At 57.4% G+C, this 22,256-nt stretch carries 24 protein-coding genes and 1 pseudogene; 17 read left to right on the top strand and 8 right to left on the bottom strand.

Translation table 11 applies throughout. The features are described 5' to 3' along the window. Window positions 1-8: 8 nt before the first annotated feature. The 3 genes from osmW (at window position 9) to clcB (ending at window position 3,219) form a co-directional block, all read left to right on the top strand. Window positions 9-656: an osmoprotectant ABC transporter permease OsmW gene (gene osmW / locus DBR02_RS20420; RefSeq protein WP_063451473.1), complete on the top strand. Its 648-nt coding sequence runs from the start codon at window positions 9-11 to the stop codon at window positions 654-656. After that, a complete protein-coding gene (gene osmV / locus DBR02_RS20415) occupies window positions 656-1,804 on the top strand; it encodes an osmoprotectant ABC transporter ATP-binding protein OsmV (RefSeq protein WP_063451474.1) in 1,149 nt (382 codons plus the stop codon). The genes osmW and osmV overlap by 1 nt, the downstream gene beginning before the upstream one ends. A 104-nt stretch (window positions 1,805-1,908) precedes the next feature. Next, window positions 1,909-3,219 (top strand): voltage-gated ClC-type chloride channel ClcB, encoded by a 1,311-nt coding sequence (clcB, locus tag DBR02_RS20410; protein WP_107535259.1) that lies wholly within the window; start codon window positions 1,909-1,911, stop codon window positions 3,217-3,219. Here clcB and bioD read toward each other — a convergent pair. The 3 genes from bioD to DBR02_RS20395 form a co-directional block, all read right to left on the bottom strand. Further along, window positions 3,154-3,849, bottom strand: a complete 696-nt coding sequence (gene bioD / locus DBR02_RS20405; protein ID WP_063451476.1) for a dethiobiotin synthase — start codon at window positions 3,847-3,849, stop codon at window positions 3,154-3,156. The two genes, clcB and bioD, sit on opposite strands and share 66 nt — an antisense overlap. 132 nt (window positions 3,850-3,981) lie before the next feature. Beyond that, window positions 3,982-5,202, bottom strand: coding sequence for a sugar metabolism global transcriptional regulator Mlc (gene mlc / locus DBR02_RS20400; protein WP_107535258.1), 1,221 nt, complete (start codon window positions 5,200-5,202; stop codon window positions 3,982-3,984). Window positions 5,203-5,323: 121 nt separating this feature from the next. Beyond that, window positions 5,324-6,229, bottom strand: coding sequence for a LysR family transcriptional regulator (locus DBR02_RS20395; protein ID WP_107535257.1), 906 nt, complete (start codon window positions 6,227-6,229; stop codon window positions 5,324-5,326). A gap of 121 nt (window positions 6,230-6,350) precedes the next feature. Here DBR02_RS20395 and DBR02_RS20390 point away from each other — a divergent pair, with 121 nt between their 5' ends. From DBR02_RS20390 to DBR02_RS20370, 5 genes are all read left to right on the top strand, one after another. Further along, window positions 6,351-7,604, top strand: coding sequence for an MFS transporter (locus tag DBR02_RS20390; RefSeq protein WP_107535256.1), 1,254 nt, complete (start codon window positions 6,351-6,353; stop codon window positions 7,602-7,604). A 74-nt stretch (window positions 7,605-7,678) separates the two neighbouring features. Further along, window positions 7,679-9,163 carry a carboxypeptidase M32 gene (locus tag DBR02_RS20385; protein WP_107535255.1) on the top strand — a complete coding sequence of 495 codons (1,485 nt, stop codon included), beginning with the start codon at window positions 7,679-7,681 and terminating at the stop codon, window positions 9,161-9,163. A 150-nt stretch (window positions 9,164-9,313) separates the two neighbouring features. Then, complete coding sequence (asr, locus tag DBR02_RS20380) at window positions 9,314-9,619, top strand: acid resistance repetitive basic protein Asr (protein ID WP_063451542.1); 306 nt, start codon at window positions 9,314-9,316, stop codon at window positions 9,617-9,619. 92 nt (window positions 9,620-9,711) lie between these two features. Next, window positions 9,712-9,795: a hypothetical protein gene (locus tag DBR02_RS27175; protein ID WP_057979992.1), complete on the top strand. Its 84-nt coding sequence runs from the start codon at window positions 9,712-9,714 to the stop codon at window positions 9,793-9,795. A gap of 102 nt (window positions 9,796-9,897) precedes the next feature. Then, on the top strand, window positions 9,898-10,719 hold the full coding sequence (locus DBR02_RS20370; RefSeq protein WP_107535254.1) for a trypsin-like serine peptidase: 822 nt from the start codon (window positions 9,898-9,900) through the stop codon (window positions 10,717-10,719). A 5-nt stretch (window positions 10,720-10,724) separates the two neighbouring features. Here DBR02_RS20370 and mdtI read toward each other — a convergent pair whose 3' ends face one another. From mdtI to DBR02_RS27255, 3 genes and pseudogenes are all read right to left on the bottom strand, one after another. Then, the gene (gene mdtI / locus DBR02_RS20365; RefSeq protein WP_063866842.1) at window positions 10,725-11,054 is read right to left on the bottom strand and encodes a multidrug/spermidine efflux SMR transporter subunit MdtI; all 330 of its coding nucleotides are present in this window, start codon (window positions 11,052-11,054) and stop codon (window positions 10,725-10,727) included. Next, a complete protein-coding gene (gene mdtJ, locus DBR02_RS20360; RefSeq protein WP_063866843.1) occupies window positions 11,041-11,403 on the bottom strand; it encodes a multidrug/spermidine efflux SMR transporter subunit MdtJ in 363 nt (120 codons plus the stop codon). Before mdtJ ends, mdtI begins: the two co-directional genes overlap by 14 nt. 117 nt (window positions 11,404-11,520) lie before the next feature. Further along, window positions 11,521-11,691: pseudogene (locus DBR02_RS27255) on the bottom strand (protein YdgV). 132 nt (window positions 11,692-11,823) lie between these two features. On the opposite strand from DBR02_RS27255, the gene DBR02_RS20355 reads away from it, so the two are divergent. Further along, window positions 11,824-12,864, top strand: coding sequence for an AI-2E family transporter (locus DBR02_RS20355; RefSeq protein ID WP_063451487.1), 1,041 nt, complete (start codon window positions 11,824-11,826; stop codon window positions 12,862-12,864). On the opposite strand, the gene DBR02_RS20350 is transcribed toward DBR02_RS20355, so the two are convergent. Together DBR02_RS20350 and DBR02_RS20345 are read right to left on the bottom strand one after the other, a co-directional pair. After that, the gene (locus tag DBR02_RS20350) at window positions 12,861-13,808 is read right to left on the bottom strand and encodes a zinc-dependent alcohol dehydrogenase family protein (protein ID WP_107535253.1); all 948 of its coding nucleotides are present in this window, start codon (window positions 13,806-13,808) and stop codon (window positions 12,861-12,863) included. The two genes, DBR02_RS20355 and DBR02_RS20350, sit on opposite strands and share 4 nt — an antisense overlap. Next, complete coding sequence (locus DBR02_RS20345) at window positions 13,801-14,835, bottom strand: LLM class flavin-dependent oxidoreductase (protein WP_107535252.1); 1,035 nt, start codon at window positions 14,833-14,835, stop codon at window positions 13,801-13,803. Before DBR02_RS20345 ends, DBR02_RS20350 begins: the two co-directional genes overlap by 8 nt. Before the next feature lie 205 nt (window positions 14,836-15,040). On the opposite strand from DBR02_RS20345, the gene yajD reads away from it, so the two are divergent. From yajD to pqqF, 8 genes are all read left to right on the top strand, one after another. Then, window positions 15,041-15,388: an HNH nuclease YajD gene (yajD, locus tag DBR02_RS20340; RefSeq protein ID WP_006808895.1), complete on the top strand. Its 348-nt coding sequence runs from the start codon at window positions 15,041-15,043 to the stop codon at window positions 15,386-15,388. Window positions 15,389-15,555: 167 nt separating this feature from the next. Further along, complete coding sequence (locus DBR02_RS20335; RefSeq protein WP_107535251.1) at window positions 15,556-16,575, top strand: dipeptidase; 1,020 nt, start codon at window positions 15,556-15,558, stop codon at window positions 16,573-16,575. Between the two features lie 138 nt (window positions 16,576-16,713). Further along, window positions 16,714-16,785 (top strand): pyrroloquinoline quinone precursor peptide PqqA, encoded by a 72-nt coding sequence (pqqA, locus tag DBR02_RS20330; protein WP_002905689.1) that lies wholly within the window; start codon window positions 16,714-16,716, stop codon window positions 16,783-16,785. Between the two features lie 55 nt (window positions 16,786-16,840). After that, a complete protein-coding gene (gene pqqB / locus DBR02_RS20325; RefSeq protein ID WP_063451494.1) occupies window positions 16,841-17,758 on the top strand; it encodes a pyrroloquinoline quinone biosynthesis protein PqqB in 918 nt (305 codons plus the stop codon). A gap of 2 nt (window positions 17,759-17,760) precedes the next feature. Further along, on the top strand, window positions 17,761-18,516 hold the full coding sequence (gene pqqC / locus DBR02_RS20320; protein WP_023306095.1) for a pyrroloquinoline-quinone synthase PqqC: 756 nt from the start codon (window positions 17,761-17,763) through the stop codon (window positions 18,514-18,516). Window positions 18,517-18,518: 2 nt separating this feature from the next. Beyond that, the gene (gene pqqD, locus DBR02_RS20315) at window positions 18,519-18,797 is read left to right on the top strand and encodes a pyrroloquinoline quinone biosynthesis peptide chaperone PqqD (RefSeq protein WP_107535250.1); all 279 of its coding nucleotides are present in this window, start codon (window positions 18,519-18,521) and stop codon (window positions 18,795-18,797) included. Next, the gene (gene pqqE, locus DBR02_RS20310; protein WP_107535249.1) at window positions 18,784-19,926 is read left to right on the top strand and encodes a pyrroloquinoline quinone biosynthesis protein PqqE; all 1,143 of its coding nucleotides are present in this window, start codon (window positions 18,784-18,786) and stop codon (window positions 19,924-19,926) included. Before pqqD ends, pqqE begins: the two co-directional genes overlap by 14 nt. Window positions 19,927-19,931: 5 nt before the next feature. Next, on the top strand, window positions 19,932-22,208 hold the full coding sequence (gene pqqF, locus DBR02_RS20305; RefSeq protein WP_107535248.1) for a pyrroloquinoline quinone biosynthesis protein PqqF: 2,277 nt from the start codon (window positions 19,932-19,934) through the stop codon (window positions 22,206-22,208). The last annotated feature ends 48 nt before the right edge of the window (window positions 22,209-22,256 follow it).

Here is a 22,256-nt window from a genome sequence, read left to right as displayed (position 1 = left end):
GAGGCGCTATGGAGACGATTCACTATATTTTCGACAACTGGGACTATCTCTTAACCCTGACGCTGCAACACCTGTGGCTGGTCGCGCTGGCCGTGGGCCTGGCGATTATCATCGGCGTGCCGCTGGGCATTTTGATTGTTCGCCACAAATGGCTGGCAACTCCCGTGCTGGGGATCGCCACCATCGTGCTCACCATCCCGTCTATTGCGCTTTTCGGCCTGATGATCCCGCTCTTTTCGCTGGTCGGTCAGGGCATTGGCGCCCTGCCCGCAATAACGGCGGTGTTTCTCTACTCGCTGCTGCCGATTGTGCGTAACACCCACACGGCGCTCGACAGCCTGCCCCCCGGCCTGCGTGAAGCGGGACGCGGCATCGGCATGACCTTCTGGCAGCGTCTGCGCTGGGTGGAGATCCCGATGGCGCTGCCGGTCATTTTTGGCGGCATCCGCACCGCCGTGGTGATGAACATTGGCGTCATGGCGATTGCCGCCGTGATTGGCGCGGGCGGTCTGGGCCTGCTGCTGCTTAACGGTATTGGCGGGAGTGATATTCGTATGTTGATTGCGGGCGCTCTGATGATTTGTCTTTTAGCGATTGTGCTCGACTGGTTGCTGCACCGTTTGCAGGTGGTACTGACTCCGAAGGGGATTCGATAATGATAAAACTGGAAAACCTCACCAAACAATTTTCACAGAAACACGGCCAGACGTTTAAGGCCGTCGACAACGTCAACCTGAACGTGCCTGAAGGGGAAATGTGCGTGCTGCTCGGCCCGTCCGGCTGCGGCAAAACCACGACCCTGAAGATGATTAACCGTCTTATTACGCCCAGCAGCGGGACGATCCTCATTAACGGCGAAGACACCAGCGGGATGGACACCGTGACGTTGCGCCGCAACATTGGCTACGTGATCCAGCAGATTGGCCTGTTCCCGAACATGACCATCGAAGAGAACATTACCGTTGTGCCGCGAATGCTGGGCTGGGACAAAGCGCGCTGTAAATCCCGTGCCGAGGAGCTGATGGATATGGTGGCAATGGATCCGCATAAATTCCTTCACCGCTATCCGCGTGAAATGTCCGGCGGCCAGCAGCAGCGCATCGGCGTCATCCGCGCGCTGGCAGCGGATCCGCCGGTCCTGCTGATGGATGAACCGTTCGGTGCGGTCGACCCGATCAACCGCGAGGTGATCCAGAACCAGTTCCTGGAGATGCAGCGCAAGCTGAAAAAGACCGTGATGCTGGTGAGTCACGATATTGACGAAGCGCTGAAGCTGGGCGACCGTATCGCCGTTTTCCGTCAGGGACGTATCGTGCAGTGCGCCAGCCCGGACGAGCTGCTGGCGAAGCCGGCGAATGAGTTTGTCGGTTCGTTTGTGGGCCAGGACCGGACGCTGAAACGTCTGCTGCTGGTATCAGCGGGTGACGTCACCGATCAGCAGCCGACCATTACGGTACGCGAATCAACGCCGCTGTCGGAGGCCTTCGCCACCATGGATGATAACGATATTCGCGCCATTACCGTGGTTGATGAGCACGGAAAACCGCTGGGCTTTGTGAAGCGCCGCGAAGCGCGTCACGCCAGCGGCGCCTGCGCCGACATTCTGCACCCGTTCCGCATGACCGGGAAAGCCGAAGACAACCTGCGCGTGGTGCTTTCTCGCCTGTATGAAAGCAACACCAGCTGGATGCCGATTGTGGACGAAGACGGGCGCTATAACGGCGAGATATCTCAGGACTATATTGCGGAGTATTTGAGTTCAGGACGTACGCGCCGGGCGTTGAATATTCATAGCGACACTTAATCCTGTATGCCGGGCAATGCCCGGCTTTTTTTTGCACGCATACCTTTTGCTAACCTCACGTTTTCCCATCACAATATTGTTTTGTCCTCACGTAATTGCGGCCCATGCAACGTCTTCACGCTTACCCCGACATCCGCGCGATGTTTCGCCGACTCCTGATCGCTACCGTCACCGGCGTGCTGGCGGCGCTGGCCGTTGCGGCGTTTCGCCACAGCATGTATCTGCTGGAGTGGCTGTTTCTGAGCAACGAAAGCGGAAGTCTGGTGAACGCCGCAGCCGCGTTATCGCCCTGGCGTCGCGCGCTCACGCCTGCGCTGGGTGGTCTGGCCGCCGGAATGCTGCTGTGGGGATGGCAGCGCATGACGGCACAACGGCCCCACGCCCCGACCGATTATATGGAGGCGCTGGAAACGGGTGATGGCCAGTTTGATTACGGCGCCAGTCTGGTGAAATCGTTCGCCTCGTTGCTGGTGGTCGCCAGCGGAAGCGCCATTGGCCGGGAAGGTGCCATGATCCTGCTCGCCGCCCTCGCCGCCTCCTTTTTTGCACAACGCTGTACGCCGAAATCTGAATGGAAACTGTGGATCGCCTGCGGCGCCGCCGCCGGGATGGCCAGCGCCTATCATGCGCCGCTGGCGGGCAGCCTGTTTATCGCAGAGATCCTGTTTGGCACGCTGATGCTGGCTTCCCTCGGCCCGGTAGTGATTGCCGCCGTGGTGGGCCTGCTTACCACACGTCTGTTAAGCCCCGGCGCAAATACGCTTTATGCGGTGCACCTGAGTGAGACATTAATGGCCGCAGATTATGCGTTGATAGTTGGCGTGGGTCTGCTGGCGGGCGTTTGCGGTCCGCTGCTGATGTGGCTGATGGGGTTTAGCCACGCGCTGTTTCTGCGTCTTAAGCTCTCACCGCCGTGGCAGCTGGCGCTGGGCGGGCTGATCGTCGGGCTGCTGTCGCTGCTGACGCCAAAGGTATGGGGGAATGGCTACAGCGTGGTTCAGGCATTTTTGCAGTCGCCGCCGCTGCTGTCGGTGATTGCCGGCGTCTTTATCTGCAAGCTGCTGGCGGTGCTGGCAAGCAGCGGGTCCGGCGCGCCGGGAGGGGTGTTTACGCCAACCCTGTTCGTCGGTATGGCAACGGGAATGCTGTTTGCGCAGATAGTTGCGCTGTGGTTTCCTGGGGCTGAGACGGCAATCCTGCTTGGGCTGGCGGGTATGGCGACGCTGCTCGCCGCCACCACGCATGCGCCAATCATGTCGGCATTGATGGTATGTGAAATGACCGGGCAGTATTTTTTACTCCCCGGTTTGCTGGTTGCCTGTGTTGTGGCGTCGGTATTGTCGAGAACGTTACGCCACGACTCGATCTACGGACAGCATACCGCCGAAAGCCGAGAGATCGATGTAGTGCGCTAGTTCGCGCTGCTCTGCGCGAGGCAGATAAGGCAGTTCGCCCACCAGCGGGCCAGGCAGTTTTTTGCTCAGTACGTCGATGATTTCAGCGTAGTGTGCAAGGCCCGGATTAATACGGTTCGCCACCCAGCCAATCAGCGGCAGGCCGTCATTGGCGATAGCCTGTGCCGTCAGCAGGGCATGGTTGATGCACCCTTCCTGAATGCCCACGACCATAATCACCGGCAACTGCTCCTGCACCACCCACTCGGAAAGGGGACGTAAATCGTTCATCAGGCTGCGCCAGCCGCCGGTCCCTTCAACGACAACGTGGTCAACCTTTTCGCTCAGATTCGCCAGACCATCTGAAAGCAGGCTGTAGTTGATCGGCCCGCTATGAGCGACGCTGCTTTCCTCCTCGCTCAATGCGATAGGATTGACGGCATCATAAGGCAGTTCCAGAGACGAGACGCTTTGCAGAACCAGGGCGTCCTTATTGCGCAGCCCTTCTGGCGTCTCTTTACTGCCTTTTGCAACCGGCTTGTATCCTGCAACGCGTTTACCGCTCGCCGCCAGGGCCTGGAGTAACGCGCGGGATACGACGGTCTTCCCGACAGACGTATCCGTACCAGTAATAAAGAAACGCTTAAGCATGACTCATTCCACCTCTTGGGTATGCTTCAAAAAAATATAAACCAGGTAAATAATTCAGTGGAGAAAGTCTACGGGAAGCGTGCGCTACCCGGCTTGAGATAGCGCAATTTTTCGTACATCTTTGGAAAAGAGTTAGCCCTGAAGCAAACGAATCAGTAATGAGCCGTTGTACATGGCATCTTTAACCAGTGCGGCACCGGCCATCGTGCCCTGGTTGGAAAATTGCGTACTTTCGACCACGATATTTTTGCTGTATGCGGGAAGCGACTGCTGGTTGATACAGGCGGAAATCGCCGGGAAGAGAATATCCGCCGCCTGGCTGAGCGGGGAGCCAATGAGTATTTTTTGCGGATTAAACAGGTTCACCATAATCGCCAGGATGCGCCCGACATTATTGCCTACGCCGGTAATGATGTCCTTCGCCAGCAGATCGCCCTGCCTTGCCGCGGTGCAAAGTGCGTCGACGCTCAGCGGCTGTCCGTGCAGCGTGGAGCTCATCGACTGGCTAAGCCGCACCTGCGCCAGCTCCAGCACGCTTTCCACGCTGGCAATCGTCTCCAGACAGCCATGGTTACCGCAGTAGCAGCGTTTTCCATACGGATCGACCTGCGTATGGCCGATCTCCACCAGGCTACTGCTGCCGGCGTGTAAAAGACGCCCGTCGGTGATCACCCCCGCGCCAACGTTGTGATCAATCACAACCTGAATGACGTCGCGCGCGCCGCGCGAGGCGCCAAACAGCGCCTCCGCCATCGTCCAGGCGCTGATATCATGCTGAATGTAGACCGGCACACCGGTATGGCTTTCCAGCACTTCACCCAGCGGCATCTCTTTCACGTTCTCGTAAAAGGGCATGCGGTGCACAATGCCATTTTCGGTATCAATAATTCCCGGCAGGGTGATCGCAATCGCCGTTAAGCGTTCAAGACGCTGCTGCTGGCGAATAAAGAACTGGTCGATATGGGACAGAATGGCATCAAGAAGAGGTTGCTCTGCATCGAGCGGAAGGTCCAGCCGGTCTTCCACCACCATCTTGCTGCTGAGGTCGCGCAGCGCGAGGAAGATTTCCCCGCGGCTGATGCGCATCGACAGGTAGTGCCAGGCTTCCGTTTCCACCACCAGCCCTACCGCCGGACGGCCACGGCTGCCCGGCTCCTGAATTTCCGTCTCCTGAACCAGATGGGCTTCCAGCATTTCGCGGACAATCTTGGTAATACTGGCGGGTGCCAGTTGTGCCAGGCGCGAAAGATCGATACGCGAAACCGGACCAAGCTGATCAATCAGGCGATAAACGGCGCCCGCGTTGGTCTGCTTGATCTGATCGATATGCCCTGGCTGACTATCAGCAACCACCTCGTACTCCCTTATTTTCGAGCTTCGAAATAAACTGAGGGCTATGGTGAAGCACTTCAATGGCCGACGTCAAATTTTTACTTAGCCATGTGATTTACTGCACATTTTTGCCCACTTTTCCCTATAAATATTGCCCGTAAGATGCGGTAAGTAATTGTGCTTTGAAACGCTGTGCCGCATGGCTCTGTTCATGATGTTTAGACCACACCAGCCACATCTCCGAGACCGCATCCTGCTCGACAATCTTCACCCAGCGCATCTCCGGCAGCTGCACCCGTTTAAACGAGGCCGGGAGAATCGACACGCCAAGCCCTGCGGCAACGAGCCCAATGATCGTCATGGCTTCCCCCACCTCCTGCGCGATAGTCGGAACAAGGCCATATCGCCGCATCAGACCCAGAATATCGTCGTACAGCCCGGTTCCCACCTGGGGGTCAAAAAAGACGAACGGCTCTTTCGCCAGTTCAGCCAACGTGACGCCAGGCCGGGCGGCGAGAGGATGGTCGCTGGGGATCATCGCCATCAGCGGTTCTCGCAGGATCACCTGCCACGCCAGGGTATCAGGCAACTGCGTGTTACGCATCAACCCCAGGTCGAGCGATCCTTCGTTCAGCGGCGCGATTTGCTCCCGGGTATTTATTTCACGCGTCTGAATATGCACATCCGGAAAGTGACGGCGAAACGATGAGAGCGTTTGTGAAACAGCGCTGATAAAGGGGGCCGAGGAGGTAAACCCGATGCGCAGCTCCCCCGTCTCACCGAGATAAAGCCGTTCCGCTCTGGCGGCGGCGTCTTCCACCATGCTCAGGATCTGTCGGCTATCGGTGAGAAACTGTTTTCCCGCTGCCGTCAGGCTCACGCTACGGTTGGTTCGCGCCAGCAGACGCGCCCCCACCTGCTGCTCCAGGATCTGGATCTGCTGGCTTAGCGGTGGCTGAGAGATATTCAGCCTTGCCGCCGCGCGGCCAAAATGCAGCTCTTCGGCGACGGCGACAAAATAGCGGAGGTGACGCAGCTCGATATTCATATTTTTAAAGTATCATTTGAGATTATTAATATATTAGACAGAATATTTACATTTTCCTACTCTGATCTTGTGGTCATACCCGTCACCAGAAACCACGGGGATGTTTAAGCAAGGATTATGTGTGAGCCGTACAACGACTATTGATATCGCGCCGGCCAGCGACATTGATGATTTACCCGCAGCACCGCAGCCGGTTCAGTTTATTAAGCGTGGTACTCCCCAGTTTATGCGCGTCACGCTGGCGCTCTTCTCAGCGGGACTCGCTACCTTTGCCCTGCTCTACTGCGTTCAGCCGATCCTGCCGGTTCTGTCGCATGAGTTTGGCGTGTCGCCAGCCAGCAGCAGTATTTCCCTTTCCATTTCCACCGGAATGCTGGCGATTGGTCTGCTGTTTACCGGTCCACTTTCGGATGCTATCGGACGTAAGCAGGTCATGGTAACGGCGTTAATGCTGGCCTCCGTGTGTACCTTGCTTTCTACCATGATGACCAGCTGGCACGGTATTCTGGTCATGCGCGCGCTGATTGGGCTCTCTCTCAGCGGCGTGGCGGCGGTCGGGATGACCTATCTCAGCGAAGAGATCCACCCGAGTTTCGTGGCCTTCTCAATGGGGCTGTACATTAGCGGGAACTCTATCGGCGGGATGAGTGGACGCCTGCTGAGCGGTGTATTTACGGATTTCTTTAGCTGGCGCATTGCGCTGGCCGTTATCGGCTGCTTCGCGCTCGCCTCGGCGCTGATGTTCTGGAAAATTTTGCCGGAATCGCGCCATTTCCGCCCGACCTCCCTGCGTCCGAAGACGCTGTTTATCAACTTCCGTCTGCACTGGCGCGACAAAGGTTTGCCGCGACTGTTTCTGATGGGATTCCTGCTGATGGGGTCATTCGTCACGCTGTTTAACTATATTGGCTACCGGCTGATGCTCTCGCCGTGGCATCTCAACCAGGCATTGGTGGGTTTGCTCTCTGTGGCGTATCTCACCGGGACGTGGAGTTCACCAAAAGCCGGGGCCATGACCGCTCGCTTTGGCCGCGGGCCGGTGATGCTGGTTTCCACCGCCGTGATGCTGTTCGGGCTGCTGATGACGCTGTTCTCCTCCCTGTGGCTGATTTTTGCCGGGATGCTGCTCTTCTCTGCCGGCTTCTTTGCCGCGCACTCCGTTGCCAGCAGCTGGATTGGCCCGCGCGCGCGCCGCGCCAAAGGTCAGGCGTCGTCGCTGTATCTGTTTAGCTATTACCTGGGTTCCAGCATCGCCGGGACCCTCGGCGGCGTGTTCTGGCATCACTACGGCTGGAACGGCGTGGGCGGGTTTATCGCCCTGATGCTGTGCGCGGCGCTGCTGGTGGGCGCGAGCCTGCATCAACGTCTGCATTAACATTCACCCCTCTTCGTGTTTAAATCGAGCCGATGCTAATTTTTGTCATCGGCTGATTCAGACACGAGGACTTCATGAAAAACAATAACTATCAACAACTCACCCGCACCTTCCAGCGTCTCTCCCGCTTCTCGCACCTCTCCTCCATCGCCAGCTGGGACATGTTCACCATGATGCCGCCCGGCGGCAGCGCCGCGCGCGGTGAAGCGCTGGCGGAGATGAGCGTCCTGCAACATCAGATCCTGACCGATAAAAAAGTGGGTGAATGGCTGGCTGCGGCGGCTGAAGAAGATCTGAACGACGTAGAGCAGGCCAACCTGCGTGAAATGACGCGCCACTACCAGCAGGCCACCTTACTGCCGGAATCGCTGGTAGAGGCAAAATCGCTGGCAGGCAGCAAGTGTGAACACGCCTGGCGCACTCAGCGTCCGGCCAACGACTGGCAGGGCTTTTCAGCCAACCTGAAAGAGGTGGTGAAGCTCAGTCGTGAAGAAGCTCGCCTGCGCGCCGAGGCAAAAGGCTGCACGCCTTACGACGCGCTGCTGGATATTTTTGAACCCGACATGACCAGCGCCCGCCTGGATGTGCTGTTTGGCGATATGAAGTCGTGGCTGCCGGACCTGCTGGCAAAGGTTGTGGAAAAACAGGCTCAGCGATCGTTCGTTCCGCCACAGGGTCCCTTCCCGACCGCCACGCAGCGCGAGCTGGGTCTGGAAGCGATGAAAATGCTGGGCTTCGATTTTAACGGCGGTCGTCTGGACGTTAGCGCCCACCCGTTCTGCGGCGGCGTGCCGGAAGATGTGCGTATCACCACGCGTTACGATGAAGACGAGTTGCTCAGCGCACTTTTCGGCGTGATCCACGAAACCGGACATGCCCGCTACGAGCAAAATCTTCCCCGAGCGTGGGCCGGGCAGCCCGTTGCGCTGGCGCGCTCTACGGCGATCCACGAATCCCAGAGTCTGTTCTTTGAGATGCAGCTGGGCCGCAGCGAGGCATTCCTCAAGCATCTGCTTCCGGCGGTCCATGCCCGTTTCGGCAGTCAGGCGGCGTTCAGTGAAGAGAATTTCATTGCCTGGAACCAGCGCGTGAAGCCGGGATACATCCGCGTGGATGCGGATGAAGTGAGTTATCCGGCGCACGTGGTGCTGCGCTATGAGATCGAGCGCGCGCTGATCAACGGCGAAATCGAAGTCGACGATATTCCCGCCCTGTGGGATGAGAAAATGCAGGCCTGGCTTGGGCTATCCACCAAGGATAATTATCGCAACGGCTGTATGCAGGATATCCACTGGACCGACGGCGGTTTTGGCTACTTCCCGTCTTACACGCTGGGGGCAATGTACGCGGCACAGCTCTTCCATGCCGCCAAAACTGCGCTGCCCGGGTTGCAGGCATCCATTGCCGGAGGCGATTTCTCGGCGCTGTTTGACTGGCTGCGTCAGAACATCTGGCAGCACGGCAGCCGCTTCAGCACGTCGCAGTTAATCACTCAGGCTACGGGTGAGGATTTGAACATCCGTTACTTCCGCGAACACCTGACTTCCCGCTATCTGTAACCGAACGCGCCGGGGTGACGCCCCCGGCGTTGTACATACGGTTACACGCCGATACCAATCACTCACGGAAACCTCGAATTTACAGGGATATAGTTCTTTCAACGGCCCCGCAGTGGGGTTAAATGAAAAACCAAATTCGAGGGTATGAAAATGAAAAAAGTATTAGCTCTGGTTGTTGCCGCTGCTATGGGTCTGTCTTCTGCTGCATTCGCGGCTGAAACTACCGCCACCGCAGCGCCTGCGGCGACCACTTCTGCTCCGGCCAAAACGGTTCACCATAAAAAACATCACAAAGCGGCTAAACCTGCGGCAGAACAGAAAGCGCAGGCGGCTAAAAAGCACCACAAAAAAGCGGCAAAACCCGCGGTAGAGCAGAAAGCACAGGCGGCTAAAAAGCATCACAAAAAAGCGGCAAAACACGAAGCGGCTAAACCTGCTGCACAGCCAGCAGCGTAAGAGTACAAGCTTAACCGTGCCCTTCGGGGCACGTTGGTAAACCGGCGCTGAACGGGTTTGAGGTCAGCGCCGTTTTTTTATCCGGAGGGCGTATGCTGCGGCGCTATCGGTTTGAGTTCATTCTTATCCTGCTAATCTTGTGCGCGCTCATCGCCAGCCACTTTTATCTTTCCTGAATGTAGCACGCTGATTTTACTCCCACTTTCTCGCTGTCGCGTCTATAGTATTTTCATAGGGTTCACGTTTAATAATCATAATTACCCCCACCAGAGTGTGATATGCGTAAATCTGTTGTGTTGTTACTGGGAACGTTTAGCCTTTTTGCTGGCTTTTCACATGCGGATGATGGTGACGAAGTCGCTATTAGCGCCAAAGAGGTAAAGACGCTGTTTTTTGGTCATGACGATCGTACGCGTGTCACCGATCCTACCGAAGCGCCCTGGGATGCCATCGGGCAACTGGAAACCGCCAGCGGCAATTTATGTACCGCAACGCTCATTACGCCACGCCTTGCGCTGACGGCAGGTCATTGCCTGCTAATGCCGCCCGAGGGCAAACCGGATAAAGCGATCGCCCTGCGCTTTGTGTCGCAAAAAGGAATATGGCGCTACGAAATCCATGGTATTGAGGGGCGGGTGGATCCGTCGCTCGGTAAACGCTTAAAACCGGATGGCGATGGCTGGATTGTGCCGCCCGGGGCGGCATCCTGGGATTTCGGTCTGATCGTTTTGCGTTATCCGCCGTCCGGGATCGCTCCGCTACCGCTTTTTGATGGCGACAAAGACGCGCTCACCGCCGCCCTGAAGGCCGCCGACCGCAAAGTAACGCAGTCAGGCTACCCTGTTGATCACCTCGATTCGCTTTACACCCATACGGACTGCGTGGTGACGGGCTGGGCGCAAAACAGTGTGCTTTCGCATCAGTGCGATACGCTACCGGGTGATAGCGGATCGCCCCTGATGTTAAAAACCGCTAACGGCTGGCAACTGATTGGCGTTCAGAGTTCAGCTCCGGCGGCGAAAGACCGCTGGCGCGCCGATAACCGGGCGTTGGCGGTGACCGGTTTTCGCGACAGGCTGGAAGCCCTGGCGCAGCAGTAGGTTACTCAGGCCAGTTTAATCATGATCATGCCGGCGAGCAGTAATACCAGCCCTATCCAGCCTTTATTGTTTAAACGCTGCCCGAACATAATCCAGCCTGCCGCCAGGGTGGCGGCAATACCGAAGCCGCCCCACAGCGCATAGGCCACGGAAAGATCGATGCCTTTTACCGCCTGTGACAGGGCGCTAAACGCCCCCAGCACTGCGGCAATCGATAGCAGGCCGTAAGCTTTACGACGAAAACCGTCGGAGAACTTCAGAAAGACGTTCGCAATAATTTCCAGAACGATCGCTAAACCCAGCCAGGCCGCGTGGATCCATTCAAACTGCTGCATGGGTCTGCTCCTTCTGCTGTTTTGTTGGCTTGCGCGTACCCGATTTAATCAGCACGATACCTGCCACCAGGGTCGTCAACCCGGCAATTTTCATTGTCGTCAGGGTTTCATCAAATATCATGACGCTGAACAGCGTAATCAATAAAATACCAATACCTTCCCACAGGGCGTATGCCACGCCCAGCGCGATTTTTTTAACCGCGAAGGAGAGGAAAATATAGGAAAGCGTAATCATGACCAGCATCAAAATAAATCCGGTGCTGCCATCACTCACGCTCGCCCATTTCATCGACAGGGTGCCGGTAATTTCAGCTACGATAGCCAGCGCTAATAAAATCCAGTAAAACATGTTTTTCTCCTGCTTGAGAATATAATCCATCGAGGCTCGCTGCGGACAGCAAACCAAAAAATTGGGAATTAAATCAGTTAGCTAAGCGCATAGCGCCAGCTCAGGCAGAAGACGTGACTATAGCGCGGAACGCCAGTGTTGTTCACCGGAAAGCATGCAGAGGGAGGTTGAAAACAGAGCAGTGTTGTTTGAAAAATACGTCCTGAACAAATTGTCCATAAAATTACAATTATCCGCGTTGTTGCTTCTCGTCTTTGCGGATGAAAATTGTCCTCAGTAGTTGAACACGCCTGATTTGTATCATAAGCCAGGAATTTACTCAAAGTCTTTTCATTTCTTTACCCAGTCTGTTTGATTTTGGTTAGTTTTTTTAATCCGCTTTCCCCTCTATTATAAATAAAAAACTTTTCAGGAACGTCCATGGCCAAACCCATTATCACCCTCAACGGGCTTAAGATAGTCATCATGCTGGGCATGCTGGTGATCATTTTGACCGGCGTTCGTTTTGCGGCCGATATCATCGTGCCCTTTATCCTGGCGCTTTTTATCGCGGTGATCCTCAACCCGCTGGTGCAGCGGATGGTGCGGATGCGCATACCGCGCGTGCTGGCGATCAGCCTGCTTATCAGTATTATCATCGTTGCGATGGTGCTGTTAGTTGCCTATCTGGGAACATCCCTGAACGAGCTGGCGCGAACCCTACCGACATACCGTTCTTCCCTGGCGACCCCGCTGCTGCAAATTGAACCCTGGCTGCAACGCGCCGGCATTGAAGTCTCGGTTGAGGAGTTGCTTAAATACATCGATCCGAATGCTGCCATGACGATTGTCACCAGCCTGCTGGCACAGCTTTCCAACGCCATGACCTCCATTTTCCTGCTGTTCCTGACGGTCGTGTTTATGCTGCTGGAAGTCCCTCAACTGCCTGCAAAGCTACAGCACATTATGGTGCGTCCGGTGGAAGGAATGGGCGCCATTCAGCGCGCGCTCGACAGCGTTTCACGCTATCTGGTGCTGAAAACGGCCATCAGTCTGGTGACGGGATTTGTGGTCTGGGGGATGCTCGCCGCGCTGGACGTGCGTTTCGCCTTTGTCTGGGGGCTGCTGGCCTTTGCCCTTAACTACATTCCTAACATCGGCTCCGTGCTGGCGGCGATCCCCCCTATCCTTCAGGTGCTGGTTTTCAGCGGTTTGTATGATGCGCTGATTCTGCTGGCAGGCTATCTGGTGATTAACCTTGTCTTCGGGAACATTCTTGAGCCACGCATCATGGGGCGTGGGCTGGGGCTTTCAACCCTCGTTGTGTTCCTGTCCCTGATCTTCTGGGGCTGGCTGCTTGGGCCTGTCGGCATGCTGCTCTCCGTTCCACTGACCATTATTGTGAAAATTGGCCTGGAGCAGACCGCCGGTGGACAAAGTATCGCTGTACTGCTGAGCGACATGAGCCATAAGGCCGATTAATTCTCCATCGACAGCACGGGCTTGCGCGTTCTACCCGCTTCGCGATAGTTGCCCAATGCCCGCTGCCATTCCGTCAGAGGGTAAAGGGTGACATCGCTGCACTGGCTGGCCCGCAGTTTCGGCCAGATGCGCTGAAACTCCGCCTGCCACGCCTCCGTGCTGAGTGCGTCCAGGTAATTACGAATGTGAAACCACGCCACGCGCGGCAGCGCCCGCTGCTGCCGGAACGTCTGACCTGAGAGCAGCCCGTAGCAGACAAACGTGCCGCTTTCAGGCATCACGCCCAGGATCGTTTCCGCCAGGCTGCCGCCCGTGGCGTCGTACACCACGTCTGCGCGCGCGGCGGCAGCGTTGACTGCGGCCATATCCTGTTGCGCAATGGGGACGATCCCTAATTCGGCCAAACGTTGAGCGTGCACGGGCGAGCGGTGGATCCCATAAACCGCCTCTGCACCCGCCTGACGAGCCCATTGCCCGAGCAGAACGGCGCAGTCAGAACCGGCAGCGGTGAGCAGCACCGTTTTTCCGGCCGGAGGATAGCGGTCCAGCATCATCTGCGCGGCAAGCGGGTTGATATACGCCCGCGCGGCAAGAAGCGAGTCGACGTCGTCCGGGACAGGAACCGCGTACCCTGCCGGGCAATCGACATAACGCTGCCACGTCCCCTTCCCCCGTAACGGCAGCACCCGCTTGCCCAGCAGCGTCGGGTAAGCGGCGGGCGTTTCGGTTACTATTCCGACCCCTTCATAACCGGCTATCGCAGGCAGCGGCGTGCGATGGCGATACGCCCCGGTTATGGGGATAAGATCGGAGGCGTTCACCGGCGAAAAAAGCATGCGCACACGTATCTCTCCCGGCTGGCGCGGCGACAAGGGCGCGGTTTCCGGTTGCAGTACCGATTCAGGCTCACCAAACCGGCGATACCAGAGGGCCAGATTAAGCATTACGGTCGCGCCATCCCATTTCCGGTGCGACATGTTTCAGTATGGACTCGATGACATGCGCGTTGTATGCCACGCCCAGCTGATTCGGCACGGTAAGCAATAGCGTATCCGCTTCAGCGATCGCTTCATCCTTTTTCAGCTGTTCAATCAGCTTGTCTGGCTCTGCGGCGTAACTGCGTCCGAAAATTGCCCGCGTTTTCTCATCCAGATAGCCAATGCTGTCGCTCTCGTTGCGGCCTGAACCGAAATACGTCCGGTCGCGATCGTCCATCAGGGCAATAATACTGCGGCTGACCGAAACGCGCGGCTGACGGGTATGCCCAGCCTCTGCCCAGGCCTGTCGGTAGGCACGGATCTGTTTTGCCTGCTGAATATGAAACGGCTCGCCGGTTTCATCGTCTTTTAGCGTTGAGCTTTGCAGGTTCATCCCCAGCTTGGCCGCCCATACTGCCGTTGCATTGGAGCCAGCCCCCCACCAGATACGATCGCGTAAGCCTTCTGAATGCGGCTCCAGACGCAACAATCCCGGCGGGTTGGGGAACATCGGCTGTGGGTTAGGCTTCGCAAACCCTTCACCACGTAATACATCAAGCAGTACTTCGGTGTGGCGGCGCGCCATATCGGATTCGTTTTCCCCTTCCTGCGGCACGTAACCAAAATAACGCCAGCCATCAATCACCTGCTCCGGGGAGCCCCGGCTGATACCCAGCTGTAATCGCCCGCCGGAGATAAGATCTGCCGCGCCAGCATCTTCCGCCATATACAGCGGATTCTCGTACCGCATGTCGATCACGCCCGTACCAATTTCGATGCGTTTGGTTTTCGCGCCTATCGCAGCCAGCAAGGGAAATGGCGAACTGAGCTGGCGGGCAAAGTGGTGCACGCGGAAATAAGCGCCGTCCGCGCCCAGCTCTTCAGCGGCGACCGCCAGATCGATGGACTGTAGCAGCGCGTCAGCCGCGGTCTGCGTGCCGGACTGGGAAGACGGCGTCCAGTGACCAAACGACAAAAATCCAATCTTTTTCATAGTGAAGTATCCTGATGAAGCATTGCGTGATCCCTACTCTACGCATTCGCGGATGAGAATAAATGGGGATTATTTAACGGAATGCTTCAAATAAACTGACAGAAAACGCAGACCACAGGCATCCCTCCTGCCGAGGAGGCATTCTCCTGCCATCTCATAATGGGATATAGTGTGAACTATTCTTTTTTAACAGGTAACAACAGCAATGGCTCTGATCCCCAAAAACTACGCACGGCTGGAAAGCGGCTACCGTGAAAAAGCGCTAAAAATTTACCCGTGGGTCTGCGGGCGCTGCTCGCGAGAGTTTGTTTATTCGAATCTTCGTGAACTCACGGTTCACCATATCGACCACGATCACACCAATAACCCGGAAGACGGCAGTAACTGGGAGCTGTTATGCCTGTTTTGCCACGACCACGAACACTCAAAGTACACCGAAGCAGACCAGTATGGCACCACCGTTGTCGCGGGTGAGGATGCGCAAAAAGACGTGGGTGTCGCTACGTTTAACCCTTTTGCCGATCTCAAGGCGATGATGAACAAGAAGAAATAATATCAATGGCTTTACCGCCCATCGGCAACAATACGATGTGCCGATCGCCTTAATGTTAAGTGATATTAACAATTGCTGCTAAGTTGTAAATTTCCCCTTGCCGGACGGGACAAATCGGTTATCGTGCCAGGCAACTTTTTCGGCATTACAAGACAGTGGGATGCGCTATGGCGATTTTTGATGGTCACAATGACCTGTTGCTTAACTTGTGGCTTCACCATCGCCAGGATCCGGTAACGGCCTTCTTTTCCGGTATTGAGAACGGACATCTCGATTATCCCCGTATGCAGCAAGGCGGATTTTCCGGCGGGCTGTTCGCGCTGTTCGTGCCGCCGCAGGCGTATATCGCCCGCATGGCGCCGCAATACGCCAGCGAGCCGTGGGAGCCGATCGACATTCTCTGGCAGCAGTTGACGATCCTTAAGCAGCTTATCGCACACTCCGCAGACCGGGCGCGGTTGTGCCTGAGCGCGGCGGATATCGAACGCTGCCGTCAGGATAAGGTGCTGGCAATGGTGGCGCATATTGAGGGCGCGGGCGGTTTTGACGGCGAGGGAGACGATCTACAGGCCTTTTATGCCGCCGGCGTGCGCAGCATTGGGCCTTTCTGGAACATTGCTAACCGTTTCGGCACCGGCATTAACGGGGCATTTCCCGGCAGCCCGGACAGCGGCCCAGGGCTTACCGCAGAGGGGATCGCCCTCGTCAGGCAGGCTAACGCTCTGAACATGCTGATTGACGTCTCGCATATGAATGAAAAGGCGTTCTGGGATACCGCTCGTCATTCCTCTTCCCCGCTGGTCGCCACCCATTCCAACGCCCATGCGCTGTGCCCGCAACCGCGCAATCTGACCGATCGGCAGCTGCTGGCTATCCGCGACAGCGGCGGCGTGGTGGGCGTTAATTTCGGCAACGCCTTTCTGCGCGCCGACGGTAAACGCGATAGTGATACTCCGCTGAGCACAATCGTTCGCCATATCGACTATCTTATTAACATCATGGGTGACGATCACGTCGCGCTCGGCTCCGATTTTGACGGCATTACGTTGCCGGATGAGTTGCACGATGTGAGTGGTTTACCGCGGCTGATCGGCGCGTTGCGCGATAGCGGCTATGATCAATTTGTGCTGAATAAACTGCTGTGGGGCAACTGGCGAAAGGTATTGCAAAATGTTTGGCAACAATAGGTTGCGTTGTAAACATTACGTTAATTCCTTACATATTTTGGGTTGAGCTTTGCCCCCCTGTAGCGCATTATTTGATGACCATCACAAAACTGGCACAAACGATGGCGTTAGTGCTGTATTTTTAAAGAGGAAAAAACGATGTGGAAGAAACCTGCTTTTATTGATTTACGTCTTGGCCTGGAAGTGACGCTGTACATTTCCAACCGCTAATCACTCAGCCCGCCATTCGTGCGGGCATTTTCGTTTTACTACCTGGCCTATCTTCATGTTTATTAAAGTCCTCGGTTCCGCCGCCGGCGGCGGTTTCCCACAGTGGAACTGTAACTGTGCCAACTGTCAGGGTTTGCGCAACGGTACTCTTCAGGCGACCCCTCGCACTCAATCGTCGATCATCGTCAGCGATAACGGCAAAGAGTGGGTGCTGTGTAACGCCTCGCCCGATATCAGCCAGCAGATTGCCCACACGCCAGAACTGAACAAGAAAGAGGTTCTGCGCGGCACGCATATTGGCGGCATTATTCTCACCGACAGCCAGATTGACCATACCACAGGGCTGCTCAGCCTGCGCGAGGGCTGCCCGCATCAGGTATGGTGTACGCCCGAGGTGCATGAAGATCTAACCAGCGGTTTCCCGATTTTTACCATGCTACGGCACTGGAACGGCGGCCTGATTCATCATCCGATCGCCCCGCTCACCGCCTTTAGCGTGGAAGCCTGCCCTGATTTGCAGTTTACCGCTGTCCCCATCGCCAGTAACGCACCACCCTATTCACCGTGGCGCGACCGCCCGCTGCCGGGGCATAACGTGGCGCTGTTTATAGAAAACCGCCGCAACGGTCAGACGCTGTTCTACGCGCCGGGTCTCGGTGAACCCGATGACGCCATTCTGCCGTGGCTTAAAAAAGCGGACTGTCTGCTGATTGACGGCACCGTCTGGCAGGACGATGAGCTCCAGGCCGCCGGCGTCGGGCGCAATACCGGCCGCGACATGGGCCATCTGGCGCTCGGCGATGAACACGGCATGATGGCGCTGCTGGCCTCACTGCCGGCAAAGCGCAAGATTCTGATACACATTAATAACACTAACCCGATCCTAAACGAGCAATCGCCGCAGCGTCACGCCCTCACGCAGCAGGGAATAGAAGTGAGCTGGGACGGGATGACCATCACGCTTCAGGACTAACTATGCACATTCGCGAAACGCTCTCGCCGCAAGAGTTTGAACACGCCCTTCGGGCGAAAGGCGCCTATTATCATATTCACCATCCGTACCATATTGCGATGCATAACGGCGAGGCCAGCCGCGAGCAAATCCAGGGCTGGGTGGCGAACCGTTTTTACTATCAGACGACGATCCCGCTGAAGGACGCGGCAATTATGGCGAACTGCCCGGATCCGCACACGCGTCGCAAATGGGTGCAGCGCATCCTCGATCACGATGGCAGCAACGGTCATGATGGCGGTATTGAAGCCTGGCTCCAGCTGGGCGAGGCCGTGGGGCTTAGCCGTGACGACTTAATTAGCGAACGCCACGTGCTGCCCGGCGTCCGTTTCGCCGTCGACGCTTACGTTAACTTCGCCCGCCGCGCCAACTGGCAGGAGGCGGCATGCAGCTCGCTAACCGAGCTGTTTGCCCCGCAAATTCATCAGTCGCGTCTCGACAGCTGGCCACAGCACTATCCGTGGATCAAAGAGGAAGGCTATTTTTATTTCCGTAGCCGCCTCAGCCAGGCCAGCCGCGACGTTGAACACGGTCTGGAGCTGGCGAAGAGTTACTGTGACAGCGCGGAAAAGCAGAACAGGATGCTGGAGATCCTTCAGTTTAAACTCGATATCCTGTGGTCAATGCTCGACGCGATGACCATGGCCTACGCGCTACAGCGTCCGCCTTATCACACGGTCACCGACAAAGCGGCCTGGCACACAACCCGACTGGTATAAGCATGCAAAAGAACTCAATTGTCGCCTTTCGTCGCGGCTATCGCCTGCAATGGGAAGCCGCGCAGGACAGCCATGTGATCCTCTATCCGGAAGGCATGGCTAAACTCAATGACACCGCGGCCGCCATCCTCGAACAGGTCGATGGCCAACGCGATGCGGCAGCCATTATTGCCGTACTCAACGAACGCTTCCCGGAAGCCGGCGGCGTGGATGACGACGTCGTTGAATTCCTGCAAATCGCTTATCAACAGAAGTGGATCATTTTCCGTGAGCCAGAATAAACCCGCCGTCAATCCACCGCTGTGGCTGCTGGCGGAGCTGACCTATCGCTGTCCGCTACAGTGTCCTTACTGCTCTAACCCGCTGGACTTCGCCCGGCAGGACCAGGAGCTCACCACCGAACAGTGGATCGACGTTTTCCGCCAGGCGCGGGCGATGGGCAGCGTGCAGATAGGCTTTTCCGGCGGCGAACCGTTGACGCGTAAAGACCTGCCGGAGCTGATTCGCGCCGCCCGCGATCTCGGTTTTTATACCAACCTGATCACCTCGGGAATTGGCCTGACGGAGAGCAAGCTCGACGCGTTCAGCGAGGCGGGTCTGGACCATATCCAGATAAGCTTCCAGGCCAGCGATGAAGTGCTTAACGCTGCGCTGGCGGGGAATAAAAAAGCCTTCCAGCAGAAGCTGGCGATGGCCAAAGCGGTCAAAGCGCGCGATTACCCGATGGTGCTGAATTTCGTCCTGCACCGGCACAATATCGATCAGATCGATAAGATCATCGAACTGTGCATCGAACTGGACGCCGATGACGTCGAACTTGCCACCTGCCAGTTCTACGGGTGGGCGTTCCTCAACCGTCAGGGGCTTCTGCCGACGCGGGAACAGATCGCCCGCGCTGAACGCGTGGTCGCTGACTACCGGCAAAAAATGGCCGCCAGCGGCAGTCTGACCAACCTGCTGTTCGTCACTCCTGATTATTACGAGGAGCGGCCAAAAGGCTGTATGGGCGGCTGGGGGTCGATTTTCCTCAGCGTGACCCCGGAAGGCACGGCGCTGCCCTGCCACAGCGCGCGCCAGCTGCCGGTGGAATTCCCCTCGGTGCTTGAGCAGAGCCTGGAATCCATCTGGTATGACTCTTTCGGCTTCAACCGCTATCGCGGGTTTGACTGGATGCCGGAGCCGTGCCGCTCCTGCGATGAAAAAGAGAAAGACTTCGGCGGCTGCCGCTGCCAGGCCTTTATGCTTACCGGGAATGCTGATAACGCCGATCCGGTGTGCAGCAAATCGCCGCATCATCATAAAATTCTGGACGCGCGACGCGAAGCAGCCTGTAGCGATATGAAAATTGGCCAGCTTCAGTTCCGCAACCGAACCCGTTCTCAGCTTATCTATAAAACCCGGGAACTGTAGCGACAATGACCATCCGCATCGTTGAGCTGGCGGGCGGTTTACGCGCCACGCTGGTTCATCAGCCGCAGGCGACGCGCGCGGCGGCGCTTGTGCGCGTGAACGCCGGAAGCCATCATGAGCCACCGCGCTTCGCCGGCCTCGCGCATTTGCTTGAGCACCTGCTGTTCCGCGGTAGCGAGCGCTATCGGGACGACGATCGGCTCATGGCCTGGATCCAGCGTCAGGGCGGCAGCGTCAACGCCACCACGCTGGCTCGCCATAGCGCGTTTTTCTTCGACGTTGCCGCCGATAACCTGTCCGACGGCGTCGCACGACTGCGGGATATGGTGCAGGCGCCGCTGCTTTCCCGGCAGGACATCCAGCGCGAAGTGGCGGTCATTGATGCGGAAAACAGGCTTATCCAGCAGCATGATGCCGCCCGGCGCGAAGCCGCGGCGCGCCACGCGATGGAACAACCGGGGGCTTTTCGCCGTTTTCAGGTGGGTAGCCATGAATCTCTGGGGCAAGACACGGGATCGCTGCACGCCGCGTTGCGCGGATTTCATCGCCGCTATTATGTGGCCGGACACCTGCAATTGTGGCTACAGGGACCGCAAACGCTGGATGCGCTAGCCGAGCTTGCCCATACGTTTGCGACAGGTTTTGCTTCGGGTGGCGTGCCTGAAGCCGCCCCCCCGTTACGCCTTAGCACTGAAGCAGATTATCAGCTGGCGGTGACGGAGCGACCCGCGCTGTGGCGCTGTCCGCTAATCCGAAAATGTGACAACGTCACCTTGCTTCGTGAATTCTTGCTGGACGAGGCCCCCGGAAGCCTGATTGACGGGCTGCGGGCGCGCGGGCTGGCAGAAGAGGTATCGCTGGACTGGCTTTATCAGGATGACGATTACGGCTGGCTGGCGCTAACGCTTGACGGCGAACGGCCCGAGGCCATAGATCCGCATATCACGCGCTGGTTGCGGGCCCTACAGCAAACGACGCAAGAGCAACAGCGGCATTATTATCGGCTGGCACAGCAGCGCTTTAGCGCCCTGTCGGCCCTTGACCAGCTTCGCCAGCGGGCGTTTGGTTTTGCACCCGGCGCGGCGCCGGTTAATTTTTCCGCCTTCTGTGCCGACTTACTGGCGGCGCCCACCTCGTATCTGGCCTGCAAAAAAATGGACGCCGCCGGAACAATTTCCAGCCAGGGATTTGCCCTGCCGCTTAGCCACTGGCGTCGCCAGCCGGTTGCGGATGAGAGCCCCATTGCGTTTTCCTTCTACCCACAGGCTACCCAATATTCTGCCCCAGCCTTGACGCCAGAAGCCGTTCCGCTGCTGCATTTACCGGCGCAGGATCAAGCGCCGACGCTGATCCTCCGCAGGCCTTTTTATTCGCGCGTAAGCGAGTCACAGGGGGTGGCGGCAGGCAAACAATTACGCCCTCTTCTGGCTGAACTGCGCCATATCGGCGGCAGCGGCGAGTGGCAAACGGTGGAGGGTAGCTGGCAGCTGACCCTGCGGCTGCCTGATGCAGTGGTGACGGCGGAACCCATCATCAGGGCGATTGCCGATCGCCTCTCCCGCCCCACACCGGCTATTACGCCAGCGCCAGAAGGCATCGCGATCCGTCAGCTGCTTAAGCAATTGCCTGAACGGCTGGCATCGGAACCGCCCCGGGACGGCTGGCTGGCGGCGTTAGCTGGCGGCAGCGCCGAACACGCGCACGGGTTAGCCCGGCAGCTTGGCCTGCTCCGGGCGCCAGTTAACGCTAAGGGGTCGCCGTTTAGCGATTGTCCCGGCGGAATCGAACGTATCCCGCACGCCAGCGCGGACTCGGCGCTGCTGGTGTTTATTCCGCTGCCGCCGGGCGCTTCGCTCGCCGCGCTGCGGCTGCTGGCGCTATGCTGCGAACCACAATTTTTCCAGCGCCTGCGCGTGGAACAGCAAATTGGCTACGTGGTCAGCTGTCGTTATCAGCGTATTGCCGATCGTGATGGCCTGCTGCTGGCCCTACAGTCACCTGACCGTTCTCCCGTGAATCTGCTGGGCTGTTGTAAACGCTTTTTGCGCGAGCTGACGCCGTGCGATGAATCCGGGTTCAGCCTATTGCGACAGCAGCTGGCGACGCAGATCCGGTCACCGAGGGATGCCAGCACCACGGCAGTGACCGCCCTTCGCCAGCGCTATGGTTTGCCGGTGTTAACCCCGCAGGCTATCGATGCCCTGCAACATGATGAGATCATCGCGCTGTGGCGCGAAATGACTCGCCGCCGCCGCCGCTGGCGGGTGCTTTTCGCTGGCTGACCGAAACCGCCGCTTTCCCGGTATGCGTGATTTTTAGCCATAAAAAAA

The sequence above is a fragment of the Enterobacter cloacae complex sp. genome, from assembly GCF_900322725.1.
Taxonomy (GTDB): Bacteria; Pseudomonadota; Gammaproteobacteria; order Enterobacterales; family Enterobacteriaceae; genus Enterobacter; species Enterobacter quasihormaechei.
This window is presented reverse-complemented; position numbering and strand designations above follow the sequence as displayed.